Here is a 9,140-nt window from a genome sequence, read left to right on the forward strand (position 1 = left end):
GTGCGCACCGACGCCATCCTCGACCAGATCGACACCGCACTCCACGACTACAGCATCAGCGGCGACGCCATGCGCAGCGCACCCGACCAGGAGACCGTGGCCGGCCCACGCGGTGGACGGGACATCCTCGTCCGCCGCCTCGTCGAACGCCACGGCCTCGAGCCCGAGGACGCCCGCCATGCTGTCATCGCCGCCGAGCAGGACCACACCAGCGAGCACGCCGCGCTCGTCCAGGCCGAAGCCCGCGCGGTGATGGACGAGACCATGCAGCGGATCCGGGACGCTTTCCGGCCCATGGCCGAGTCGATGGCCGAGACGTTCAAGCAGCTCGCCCAGGCATTCGAGCGGATGCGTGCCAGCGCTGCACCGGTGCCCGCGCCCGGACGGCGAACAGACCGGCCGGCCTGGCAATCCCCCTACGGGCCCGCAGGGAAGAAGAGGGCCGGGGCGTGACCGGTGACCTGCATGTCCTGTCGCCGCGCCTCCCGCTCCGCACTCGCGCTCGGCTGTGGGTGCAGCAGCGCATCGACGGCGCGGCCGGCTGGCTCGCCGGACACGGGCATCCCGGCGTGGCGGAGCGGCTGTGGCGAGCCTGCCGGATGTGGTGACGAAGGCCCCGCCCAACCGGGCGGGGCCTTCTCGCATTAGCTCACGACGTCGCAGCCTTGGCGCGCCGGTCAGGCCGCTTTCGTGCGCCGACTCTTGCTGGAGAGTCCAGCCAGAGTCAAGACCGACTCCCGAGGAGTTGCGAGACGCGCTGTGGAGTTACCCCCAGAACCGCGGCGGTGTCGCGGCCGGAGAGGCCGGCTGCACGGAGGTGCCGTGCCGCTGCCCGGTTGCGGGCTGCGGCGACAGCCACAGCCTTCTCGGCTTCGCGCGCGGCCTCGCGCGCTTCGGCTGCCTCCACATCGAGACCGTCCCCGACCTTGGTCGTGAGCTTGTAGGTGACGCTCTCGGGTGCGTCGCCCTTCATCATGTGGATGTAGCTGCGGATCATTTCGTCGGCGTCGGTGGTGAGGTTGCGGGACTGGGTGACGCCGACGCTGTCGATGTGCAGTTCCCAGTACTTCCCGGCACGCACGGCCCGGACGTTGTAGGCGGTCACTGGAGCCATCCTTTCGGCGGGCAGGCGAGGTCTCGGATGATGTTGCGGATCACGCCGGGCGTGACCTCCCGGTGGCGGGGAACGGCGGTGGTGTGCTGGCTGCAGGGGCAGCCCCACTTGGTGTGCTTGCCATCCTCGGACAGGATCTGGCAGCCCGCCTGGCGCAGCGCCCGCTCGACGATCCGCAGCTTCATCTCCTTGACTATGAGTCTAGGTTAATGCCCCTTGATGTGTCGAGTCAAGGCCCCTAGATGTTTCGGCATATGCATGGTGACCAGGGATAACAGCATCACGCCCCCGCACCGGACATCCGGGCGGGGGCGCTCTGGCGTCCGCCTACGCCGCCTCCTCCACCGCGGGCGGCTTCTTACCGGCGAGCACCTGCCGGATCCAGCTCTGCGTCAACCGCATCCGCGCCGCCAGCTCGTCCACCGGGATCCCGCGCCGGTGCGCCGCCCGCAACGCCGCATTCCGCCGGGCCTGTAATCGGTCGTTCGCATCCCGGCCCGCGACCGTCCGATGCAGGACCACCGCCAGCTGCAACAGCAGCCGGCCGGCCGTGTCGTTCCACCACCGCTTCACGCAATCCCCCTCGCGTTGAACGCCACCCCGCAGACGGTCCACCATCAGGCCGGCGAGCAGCAGCGGCAAGGGCGCACGAGTCCCGTGCACGACGGGCGGGACGCATGGGACTCAGGGCATCGATCGCAGCGGGAAGCGGCCTCACTCTTCCGTGACGGTGACGTACCCAGCAGCCTCCAGCTCCCGCAGCAGCTCGTCGACATCCTCCGGTGGGATTCCTGCAGCCCGCCTCTCCAGCTCCGCTGTCCGGGCCGCATCGACGTCGAAGTCGCCGTCGGTGGCCAGCAGTTCGAGGAGCAGACCGAGCGCCGAGAGGCTGACGTCGGCGTTCTGGATGAGCTCGTTGGGGAAATGTGTCGTCGGCTCGAACGGGTCGCGCAGGACGCTGTCCTGGATGTGCGGCTGCACGCGGACCTTCTTCACCATCGGTTGATCTTCCTCTCGATTCTCGCGCGCGCGTGCGCACGCACTAAGGCCGGGCTTCGCCCACGCGTATTTCCGCTACCGCGGAAGCGGGAGTGTTTGCCAGCCGTCTTATGTAACCCGTCTTGTAGAAGACGTCGCTGTCACGAGCCCCCTCGGTCACGAGTCCACCCATCGACCAACCCCTCCATTTCTGCCGTCCTCATTTTGTCCGGTTTGCGGAACGTCGTAGACGGTCAGTGTGGTCATGAACCCGCCGCCGTTCGGCTGCCCCTTGGGGATCCGAGAGCGCGTCCTCACCATGTAGCCGCACTCCTCCAGTTCAGCGAAGGCAGCCCGCAGCGCGCGCCGACTCTCCGCCCTGGGGCCGCGGTGCTTCTTCCCGTCGTCAGCCATGGAGTCCGCCGTCGCCTGCCAGCCCGGAGGGCGTGCGATCAGCTCGGACAACACCTGCCGGGCGAGCCGGCTCAACCGCTCATCGAAGACGGTCTGGTTGGGGATCTGGACGAAGTTCCTCTTCGGCTTCGATCGCTCGACTATCAGCACGTGCCCGCCCCCATGTGGCAGGGGCAGGCGCGGAACGCTATCGTCATGAGTGGTGCCTTACTTCGCGGTTGGTCACTGATGCGGCGGGGGTGGTGCCCCGCCTGATAGGCGAACGGCCGGACGGAATGAGCCCCGTCCGGCCGATGCTTTTTGCTCTCATTCTATGTTGCAGTTGTGCCTCAAGTCGCCTAATCCAGGCGCCTATTCGCTGGTTGCAGGACCCTCGCCGTCGACCAGCTCGATCTCGATTGCGAGAGCGCCCAGCTGCTCCTTCTCCGGCCCGTAGATGGCCCGAATGTTCGCGAGTTGCTCCTCACGGGACGCCGCAGGATTCACGCGCGCCGGGCCCTCGCCGTCGAGGAGCGCCTCGAAGTCCGGGTACGCGGTCACCCGCAGGACCCGCACGTCGCACGTCTCATCGGTCCCTTTGATGCGGAAGCGGATCGTGTCGCCCGCGGCCATGTCGGCGAGGTGCGGATTTGGATTCCTCCCCCAGTCACTGCTGAGGGATTCCAGCCAGCGGGAGCGCTAGCTGGTGCGTTACCCCTTGCGGGGCCGCTGGTTCTTGCTTCGCAGACCGGCCAGTGCCGAAGTCTCCACAAGCTGTCACGGCAAGCCCTGCCGCGAGGATGTTTCTTGCCGCGTTCAGGTCCGCGTGATCCCGATGCCCGCAGCTGGTGCACACGAAGACGGCTTGGCTCTCGCGCGACTTCGCGTCCACCTCCTTGCAGCGGTTACAGGTCTGCGACGTGTACGCGGGGTTTACCTTGATGATCTGCGTGCCGGTATATCGAGCGGCCGACTGTAGGGCCAGCTCCATGCGGCGCCAGCCCTTGTCGAGGATGGCCCGATTCAGGCCGGCCTTCTGCCGAACGTTGCGGCCGGGTTCGGTTTTGGTGCCTTTGGCTGAGGCCGTCATGTCGCAGGTGCGCAGGTCTTCCAGGATTACGACGGAGTGCTCGGCGGTGAGGCGGTTCGCCGTCCATGCGGCAAAGTCTCCACGCCGGTTTGAAACGCGAGACATGATCCGGTTAATCGCGGCGATGGTCTTGCGGCGGTTCGCTGAGCCCTTCTTCGAGCGGGCGAGACGCTGCTGCAACCGGCGATAGCGAATCTTCTCCCTGGCTGCAATGAACTCACGGTCGTAGAAGCGGCCGGCGCTCGTGGTGGCCGCTACGGCGACGCCCCGGTCGATACCGACCGGTGTCCCCGCGTGGTGCTCAGGGGTGAGGAGGCCGTCCTCGACGAGGAATGACACGTACCAGTGCCCGGCCTTACAGGCCACCGTGGCTGAGCGGATCTCTCCGCCCAACGGTCTTGTCCAGCGGAAGGTCACCCATCCAAGTGTGGGTAGTTTGACCCTTCCCCATTTCCGATTGAGGCGTTCGATTGAAAGGCGGCGGTGATCAGGGAAGCGAAATGAGGGCGACCAGCGCGCCTTCGATCGCCATCGCACCTTGAATGTCCCATGCCGCCTACATGCCTGGTCAAGGTCCCTCAGTACCTGTTGACAGATGACGCGGGGCGCCTTGCGCAGCCATTCGAACTCGGCTCGAGCTTCTGTGAACTCTGCCGACTGCGGCACGAAGTTCATCCATGCCCCTCGCCGGGCGTATTCCCGGCGCTGTTCGAGGGCGGTGTTCCATACGGCGCGGCAGATGTTGCCGAACTCCTCGCACATCGCTTCCTGTTCAGGCGTGAGCTTGAGCCGGTACTTGCGGCCGGTCAGCATGGAACACCCCCTCTCATTGGACTCTACAGGCAGGGTCTGACAGTGCTAGGCGCCGAGTTGGTTCGCCTGGCGCGCGATGCCGGCGAGTCGGCGCAGCTCGATGGCGAAGTTGGCCATCCGGTCCGCGACCTCCTCGGCCATGTCCTCGGTGAGAAAGGCGTCGTCCCCGCCGCCGTCGTCGAGGGTGATGTGCGCCCGCTGTAGCCGCGGGTCATTGCCGCTGGTTTCGGCCTTCAACGAGGCGTACATCTCGAACGTGATGCCCTTGCTGAGGAACGAGCCCACGGTGACGCTGGCGGTGTTCTCGCTGCCCAGGGCGTCGTAGGACGAGTGGACGATGTCCTCGACCGCGACCTCCTTCTCGGAGACGTGATCAACGATGCACCAGGTCGGACACTCGATGTAGATCACCTGAGTGGGCTCGAGACGGCGGCCAATCGCGGCCGGCACGAGGCGATGCCCGGGGGAGACGACAGGGAGTGCGGGCGCTGCTAAGGTCATGGACGGATTCCAATCTGACCAGGGTTGGTTGCTTGATCCGCGAGTGGCGACTCGCTTCACATCGGCCGGACGGTGGCGACCGTCCGGCCGTTTTGGTTCTTCAGGCCATAACGCGGCGCTGCATCACGTGTGCAGTGCGTCACGGTGACAGGACAGACTCTCGCACTTGTTCAGGACAAGTGTCAACGGGGCTGAATCGTCTGAGTTGCCGAGTTAGCGATCCCCCTGTTCAGGGCACGCGAGGGGCGGCTGGTAGACATGTACCTTTGCCTCTACAGGTCATGACAAAGGAGGGACGCCTTGGGTAAGGAAGCGCAGCGCAAGACGCCGCGGTACCTGGAGATCGCGGCAGAGCTGCGCGCGGCCATCAACCGGGGCGACTACAAGGCAGGAGACCGCCTGCCCAGCGAGTCCGAGCTGCGAGAGCAGCACAGTGTGGCAAGAGGCACCGCCCGGGACGCCTTGGCCCTACTTGCTGCTGAGGGTCTCACTGAAGCCCGCCGCGGCTCGGGTGTGTACGTGCGGTCCTTCAAGATGATCCGCCGCAATGCAGCCCAGCGACTCTCGCGCAGCAACTGGGGAGCTGGCCGGGCAATCTGGGACGCTGACGCAGCTGGCCGTCGTCATGACGAGGACACTCAGGTCGATGAGATCGACCCGCCGACACACATCGCCGGCACTCTTGGGCTCCAAGCGGGAAAGAAGGTGTGGCGGCGCCGTCGGCTGCATCGTATGGAGGGGCGTGTCGTCCAGCAGTCGACTTCGTACCTTCCGTCGGACATTGTCGCGGGGTCGCCGATTACGCAGCCGAACACCGGTCCTGGCGGAACGTATGCGCGCCTCGACGAACTGGGGCACGGTCCTGAGCGCTTCCGTGAAGAGGTGCGCGTCCGGATGCCACTTCCCGAAGAGGTGGCTGCGCTGGGGATCGCGTCCGGCACTCCGGTCATGCTGATTGCCAGGACGGCGTTTGACCAAAACGGGCGCCCAGTAGAGGTCAACGAGATGCTGCTCGATGGCAGCAACTACGTACTGGAGTACGACTTCACCTCCTAGGTCACAGGTTCTCGCCCCCGCCGGAAACCCGACGGGGGCTTTTTCGCGCCACATCGGGTTGTTCTGGGGTGCCTGACTAGTCAGAGCTGTACGAGTGGGCTAACTTGTTCAGTACAGATTCCACCCCGGAATCTGGCCCTTCCTTCTGCCTGCCTGCCTGGAGTCTTCATGGCCCAAGATGCGCCCGCCTCGGTCGCGGCATCGCCAGGCGACAAGCTGCTCCCGGCAGCCGAGGTCGCCACGATCCTCAACCTCTCCTTGACGTCGGTGTACCGCCTTGCCCGTGCTGGTGAGCTGCGCTCCCATCGCCTCGGCAAGGGCAAGGTCCGCCCCCGTGGGCTCCGTATTTGGGAGTCCTCCGCGCTTGAGTACCTGCGCGCTTCCGAGATCACTCCGCTCGCCCCGCAGGAGGTGGCCTGATGACCACGACCGAGAGCCCCCCCACCGACACCCCCGTCCCGACTACTGCCTACCTCGCCTCCCTGGCCGCCATCCTGGACACGACGAACCGCGACGCCCTGGCGCAGACGTTCGCCGAGTTGGCGGATGAGGCGCTGGTGTTGGCGGCGAAGTCCCGGACAGCCGAGTGGTTCCGGTTCTGGGGCAACCTGCACGAGACGTTCCACCACGAGTCGCAGAAGCGGCTCGCCCCGCCGAAGCCGAAGCGGCGGTGGTTCCGATGAGCACTCCGACTGCTCCGCTTCCTCCGGCTGCCGTGCTGGCGCTCCGTTCCTTGGAGCTGCGGCTGTCCGTTCCGGCTGCCGTGGTCCGTGCGGTAACCGAGTATGAGACGGCTGCCGTGCATGCCCGTCAGCTGGCGGCGGTTGCCGAGTCCGGCGGCATGTCGGATCTGGACGCGGACAGCCTGGCTGTGGCCGAGGACCTGATGGCCGCCTCCCGCGCCACGCTCGCCCAGGCCGGCCGGCTCGACCTGATCGGCGCCGCGTGATGGCGACGGCGATCCAGCCGCGGATGCCGGTCGAGTTCTCCGACGACCTGGCGCGCGCCCTCTACCGGGAGACCGCCCGGCAGACCCCGGCCGAGCAGCGGGTGTCGTGCCCGATCCACCTCGACTGGCGGGACCACTGCCGGCACCTGCACGAGGTCGTCCGGTGAGCGCCGAGCACGAGCGCACGAAGCCTCCGTTGCCGGTTCGTCCGCCGCGCCCTCACCCGCAGGGCTGACCCCCTAGCGCGCGGGTGGCGGTGTCTGCCCTGTCCCGCCGGCCGCGGCTTCCAATCCCGCACGACCCGATTTGAGAGGACAGCCATGCCCCGCTGGACCGTAACCCGCAAGGGCGTCGAAGGCCCCGGCGCTGGCGGCCAGTACACGTACAGCGCCCGCGCCGAGAGCGCGGAGCAGGCGGTCGAGAAGACCGCGGTCAAGGCCAACCGGCTGGTGAGCCGCATCAACCGCGGCAACACCGTGCTCGACCCCACGCCGACCGACATCACCCGAATCGATTGAAGGAGACCGCCATGTCCAAGCCGTCTTGGCTGCAGAGCCAGCTCGACGACCGTGCCCGTACCGCCGACGCTCTCGGCGCCGCAGCCGACCAGATGAACGTGTGCCGCAGCATCGCCGCCGACCTGAACGCCAAGGGCCGGGAGCACACTTCGGACCCCCTCTGGCGGTCGGCGGTGGCCGAGTCGCATCGGCTCGCCGACGTGGCCGCGGCCCATGGCATCGACGTCCACGACATCGGTGACGAAGCAGCCCGGCGCCGCTAACCCCCCGATCGCCGTGGGCGGCGGGGAAGTTCCGAATCCCCCGCGGCCCCCGCCGTCCACGGCTTGCCACCCCCCATCCCAGCCCCACCTGACCAGTAGGGATCCACTGCCATGCCCACGCTCACTTTGATCACGTCTGTTCCGTCGTCGGATGCCGCCTACCGCGCGGATCTGATCCACCGCTACCTGGCTGCCCGGCACCGGCGTATCCGGCTGGCCCTGCTCGACGAGGCCGCCCGCTACGACCACGCCAACCCGGGCGCGTCCCTCACGGACGAGCTGCTCGGCGCGGGCCTCGGCGACGCCGCCTGAACCTCCACCCCGACCCACTGACCCGAGAGGAACCGTCATGTCGAAGTCCCGCCCGCACGAGAACCAGACCCCTGCAGAGCTCAAGCAGAGCCTCGCCGCGGTCAACCAGCAGGCCAAGCAGGCCGCCCAGACCGGACCGAAGAAGTACGAGGACACCCTCCACGGCGTTGCGAACGACCTCCTCGACGAGATCAAGCGACGCAGCTAACTCCCCCGACTGCCGCTCCCCCGGACTCTCATCCCCCGCGCGGGGAGCGGCGCTCAGCCCCTGCCCGGCCGAACTCCGGGCCTACGCCTCGAAGCAGGCAGGGGCACGCACCACCATCCGATCCCGATCCGAGAGGACCCGCATGTTCGGCAAGAAGAAGGACCTGACCAGCCCGGCCGCCGTCGCGAAGAGCAACAAGGTCTACGACGGCCTGAAGACCGGAACCGTCAAGGACGCGAAGAAGGCCCTGAACAAAGCCCACGGCAAGGGCTGACCGCCTACCCCTATCCGCGATCACGACAACCCCAACCACCGAAAGGACCCGCCATGGCCGAGCCCACCGACCAGCACCTTGGTGACGACACTCAGCACGCCGACGGTTGCGGCCTCTGCGGATACCGCATCGGCCACCAGATCGGGTGCCCAGCCGCTGGCTGACCGGCTGCCCGTCCGCCCCGGACCCCCGGCCCGGGGCGGGCGGAGAACTGGCGCAGCACCACCACCCCATCCGTTCTGACCCTGTGTGAGGTCGTCATGTTCCGCCTCGTCCTGATCGCCCTTCTGGGCTTGTACCTGATCGCCGTGGGTGTGGCTCCGGCCGCCGCCGCTCCGGTCACTCTCGCTGGTGCCGGGCTGGCCGTCATCATCGGCGCGATCCCCGGCCCGGTACTCGCGCTGGCCGCCGTCGCCGTGTGGCTGCACTACCGGCACCAGCCGGCCTCCCAGCCGCGGAGGGCCTGATGCCGTTCACCTTCCGGAAGAGCTTCCGGATCCTGCCCGGGGTCCGCCTGAACCTCAGCCGCCGCTCTTGGTCGATCACGTTGGGCGGGAAGCACGGGCCGCACTACACGCGCAGTTCGACCGGACGGCGCACCACCAGCTTCAACCTTCCGGGGCCGTTCGGCTACCGCAAGACGACCACCCGACGAAACCGAGAGGACTGAT

General features: G+C 67.4%; 21 protein-coding genes and 1 pseudogene. 14 read left to right on the plus strand and 8 right to left on the minus strand.

Annotation, left to right across the window (positions count from 1 at the left end):
• The gene (locus tag AAW14_RS06495) at positions 1-453 is read left to right on the plus strand and encodes a hypothetical protein (RefSeq protein WP_265560798.1); all 453 of its coding nucleotides are present in this window, start codon (positions 1-3) and stop codon (positions 451-453) included.
• Positions 450-608 carry a hypothetical protein gene (locus AAW14_RS06500; RefSeq protein ID WP_265560800.1) on the plus strand — a complete coding sequence of 53 codons (159 nt, stop codon included), beginning with the start codon at positions 450-452 and terminating at the stop codon, positions 606-608. The genes AAW14_RS06495 and AAW14_RS06500 overlap by 4 nt, the downstream gene beginning before the upstream one ends.
• A gap of 116 nt (positions 609-724) precedes the next feature.
• Here AAW14_RS06500 and AAW14_RS06505 read toward each other — a convergent pair whose 3' ends face one another.
• The 8 genes and pseudogenes from AAW14_RS06505 to AAW14_RS06540 all read right to left on the minus strand — a co-directional run bounded on the left by AAW14_RS06505 (position 725) and on the right by AAW14_RS06540 (position 4,889).
• Positions 725-1,105, minus strand: coding sequence for a hypothetical protein (locus AAW14_RS06505; protein ID WP_265560802.1), 381 nt, complete (start codon positions 1,103-1,105; stop codon positions 725-727).
• On the minus strand, positions 1,102-1,299 hold the full coding sequence (locus AAW14_RS06510) for a type II toxin-antitoxin system HicA family toxin (protein WP_265560804.1): 198 nt from the start codon (positions 1,297-1,299) through the stop codon (positions 1,102-1,104). The genes AAW14_RS06505 and AAW14_RS06510 overlap by 4 nt, the downstream gene beginning before the upstream one ends.
• Positions 1,300-1,441: 142 nt before the next feature.
• Positions 1,442-1,756 carry a hypothetical protein gene (locus AAW14_RS06515; protein ID WP_265560806.1) on the minus strand — a complete coding sequence of 105 codons (315 nt, stop codon included), beginning with the start codon at positions 1,754-1,756 and terminating at the stop codon, positions 1,442-1,444.
• Positions 1,757-1,828: 72 nt separating this feature from the next.
• Positions 1,829-2,113 (minus strand): hypothetical protein, encoded by a 285-nt coding sequence (locus AAW14_RS06520; protein ID WP_265560808.1) that lies wholly within the window; start codon positions 2,111-2,113, stop codon positions 1,829-1,831.
• A 156-nt stretch (positions 2,114-2,269) separates the two neighbouring features.
• On the minus strand, positions 2,270-2,656 hold the full coding sequence (locus AAW14_RS06525; protein ID WP_265560810.1) for a hypothetical protein: 387 nt from the start codon (positions 2,654-2,656) through the stop codon (positions 2,270-2,272).
• 201 nt (positions 2,657-2,857) lie between these two features.
• A pseudogene (locus AAW14_RS06530) lies at positions 2,858-3,133 on the minus strand (RNA-binding protein); the annotation flags it as partial.
• A 19-nt stretch (positions 3,134-3,152) separates the two neighbouring features.
• Positions 3,153-4,388, minus strand: coding sequence for an RNA-guided endonuclease InsQ/TnpB family protein (locus AAW14_RS06535; RefSeq protein WP_265560812.1), 1,236 nt, complete (start codon positions 4,386-4,388; stop codon positions 3,153-3,155).
• Between the two features lie 45 nt (positions 4,389-4,433).
• Positions 4,434-4,889, minus strand: coding sequence for a DUF6907 domain-containing protein (locus AAW14_RS06540; protein ID WP_265560814.1), 456 nt, complete (start codon positions 4,887-4,889; stop codon positions 4,434-4,436).
• A 300-nt stretch (positions 4,890-5,189) separates the two neighbouring features.
• Between AAW14_RS06540 and AAW14_RS06545 the strand changes: the two genes are divergently transcribed.
• The 12 genes from AAW14_RS06545 to AAW14_RS06600 all read left to right on the plus strand — a co-directional run bounded on the left by AAW14_RS06545 (position 5,190) and on the right by AAW14_RS06600 (position 9,139).
• The gene (locus AAW14_RS06545) at positions 5,190-5,945 is read left to right on the plus strand and encodes a GntR family transcriptional regulator (RefSeq protein ID WP_265560816.1); all 756 of its coding nucleotides are present in this window, start codon (positions 5,190-5,192) and stop codon (positions 5,943-5,945) included.
• 168 nt (positions 5,946-6,113) lie between these two features.
• Positions 6,114-6,365, plus strand: a complete 252-nt coding sequence (locus AAW14_RS06550; protein WP_265560818.1) for a helix-turn-helix domain-containing protein — start codon at positions 6,114-6,116, stop codon at positions 6,363-6,365.
• Entirely contained in the window at positions 6,365-6,628 is a 264-nt protein-coding gene (locus AAW14_RS06555) for a hypothetical protein (protein WP_265560820.1), read from the plus strand. Before AAW14_RS06550 ends, AAW14_RS06555 begins: the two co-directional genes overlap by 1 nt.
• A complete protein-coding gene (locus AAW14_RS06560; protein WP_265560822.1) occupies positions 6,625-6,894 on the plus strand; it encodes a hypothetical protein in 270 nt (89 codons plus the stop codon). Before AAW14_RS06555 ends, AAW14_RS06560 begins: the two co-directional genes overlap by 4 nt.
• Positions 6,894-7,061 (plus strand): hypothetical protein, encoded by a 168-nt coding sequence (locus tag AAW14_RS06565; protein ID WP_265560826.1) that lies wholly within the window; start codon positions 6,894-6,896, stop codon positions 7,059-7,061. The genes AAW14_RS06560 and AAW14_RS06565 overlap by 1 nt, the downstream gene beginning before the upstream one ends.
• A 153-nt stretch (positions 7,062-7,214) precedes the next feature.
• Positions 7,215-7,412, plus strand: coding sequence for a hypothetical protein (locus AAW14_RS06570; RefSeq protein ID WP_265560828.1), 198 nt, complete (start codon positions 7,215-7,217; stop codon positions 7,410-7,412).
• Positions 7,413-7,423: 11 nt separating this feature from the next.
• On the plus strand, positions 7,424-7,675 hold the full coding sequence (locus AAW14_RS06575) for a hypothetical protein (protein WP_265560830.1): 252 nt from the start codon (positions 7,424-7,426) through the stop codon (positions 7,673-7,675).
• A 111-nt stretch (positions 7,676-7,786) separates the two neighbouring features.
• Positions 7,787-7,987, plus strand: coding sequence for a hypothetical protein (locus tag AAW14_RS06580; RefSeq protein ID WP_265560832.1), 201 nt, complete (start codon positions 7,787-7,789; stop codon positions 7,985-7,987).
• A 37-nt stretch (positions 7,988-8,024) separates the two neighbouring features.
• Positions 8,025-8,195, plus strand: coding sequence for a hypothetical protein (locus AAW14_RS06585; protein WP_265560834.1), 171 nt, complete (start codon positions 8,025-8,027; stop codon positions 8,193-8,195).
• A gap of 142 nt (positions 8,196-8,337) precedes the next feature.
• Complete coding sequence (locus AAW14_RS06590; RefSeq protein ID WP_265560836.1) at positions 8,338-8,469, plus strand: hypothetical protein; 132 nt, start codon at positions 8,338-8,340, stop codon at positions 8,467-8,469.
• Between the two features lie 260 nt (positions 8,470-8,729).
• Complete coding sequence (locus AAW14_RS06595) at positions 8,730-8,936, plus strand: hypothetical protein (RefSeq protein ID WP_265560838.1); 207 nt, start codon at positions 8,730-8,732, stop codon at positions 8,934-8,936.
• Positions 8,936-9,139: a DUF4236 domain-containing protein gene (locus AAW14_RS06600; RefSeq protein WP_265560840.1), complete on the plus strand. Its 204-nt coding sequence runs from the start codon at positions 8,936-8,938 to the stop codon at positions 9,137-9,139. The genes AAW14_RS06595 and AAW14_RS06600 overlap by 1 nt, the downstream gene beginning before the upstream one ends.
• Position 9,140: the final 1 nt, after the last annotated feature.

Origin of the sequence: Streptomyces hygroscopicus (assembly GCF_026168105.1) — a bacterium.
In the GTDB taxonomy this organism is placed as follows: Bacteria; Actinomycetota; Actinomycetes; order Streptomycetales; family Streptomycetaceae; genus Streptomyces; species Streptomyces hygroscopicus_D.

Bases quoted from the DNA above. Each gene is read 5' to 3' on its own strand.
- AAW14_RS06600 (WP_265560840.1), top strand. From the start codon at position 8,936: ATGCCGTTCACCTTCCGGAAGAGCTTCCGGATCCTGCCCGGGGTCCGC.
- AAW14_RS06540 (WP_265560814.1), bottom strand. From the start codon at position 4,889: ATGACCTTAGCAGCGCCCGCACTCCCTGTCGTCTCCCCCGGGCATCGC.
- AAW14_RS06575 (WP_265560830.1), top strand. From the start codon at position 7,424: ATGTCCAAGCCGTCTTGGCTGCAGAGCCAGCTCGACGACCGTGCCCGT.
- AAW14_RS06555 (WP_265560820.1), top strand. From the start codon at position 6,365: ATGACCACGACCGAGAGCCCCCCCACCGACACCCCCGTCCCGACTACT.
- AAW14_RS06560 (WP_265560822.1), top strand. From the start codon at position 6,625: ATGAGCACTCCGACTGCTCCGCTTCCTCCGGCTGCCGTGCTGGCGCTC.
- AAW14_RS06570 (WP_265560828.1), top strand. From the start codon at position 7,215: ATGCCCCGCTGGACCGTAACCCGCAAGGGCGTCGAAGGCCCCGGCGCT.
- AAW14_RS06585 (WP_265560834.1), top strand. From the start codon at position 8,025: ATGTCGAAGTCCCGCCCGCACGAGAACCAGACCCCTGCAGAGCTCAAG.
- AAW14_RS06535 (WP_265560812.1), bottom strand. From the start codon at position 4,388: ATGCTGACCGGCCGCAAGTACCGGCTCAAGCTCACGCCTGAACAGGAA.
- AAW14_RS06595 (WP_265560838.1), top strand. From the start codon at position 8,730: ATGTTCCGCCTCGTCCTGATCGCCCTTCTGGGCTTGTACCTGATCGCC.
- AAW14_RS06510 (WP_265560804.1), bottom strand. From the start codon at position 1,299: ATGAAGCTGCGGATCGTCGAGCGGGCGCTGCGCCAGGCGGGCTGCCAG.
- AAW14_RS06565 (WP_265560826.1), top strand. From the start codon at position 6,894: ATGGCGACGGCGATCCAGCCGCGGATGCCGGTCGAGTTCTCCGACGAC.
- AAW14_RS06550 (WP_265560818.1), top strand. From the start codon at position 6,114: ATGGCCCAAGATGCGCCCGCCTCGGTCGCGGCATCGCCAGGCGACAAG.
- AAW14_RS06590 (WP_265560836.1), top strand. From the start codon at position 8,338: ATGTTCGGCAAGAAGAAGGACCTGACCAGCCCGGCCGCCGTCGCGAAG.
- AAW14_RS06520 (WP_265560808.1), bottom strand. From the start codon at position 2,113: ATGGTGAAGAAGGTCCGCGTGCAGCCGCACATCCAGGACAGCGTCCTG.
- AAW14_RS06580 (WP_265560832.1), top strand. From the start codon at position 7,787: ATGCCCACGCTCACTTTGATCACGTCTGTTCCGTCGTCGGATGCCGCC.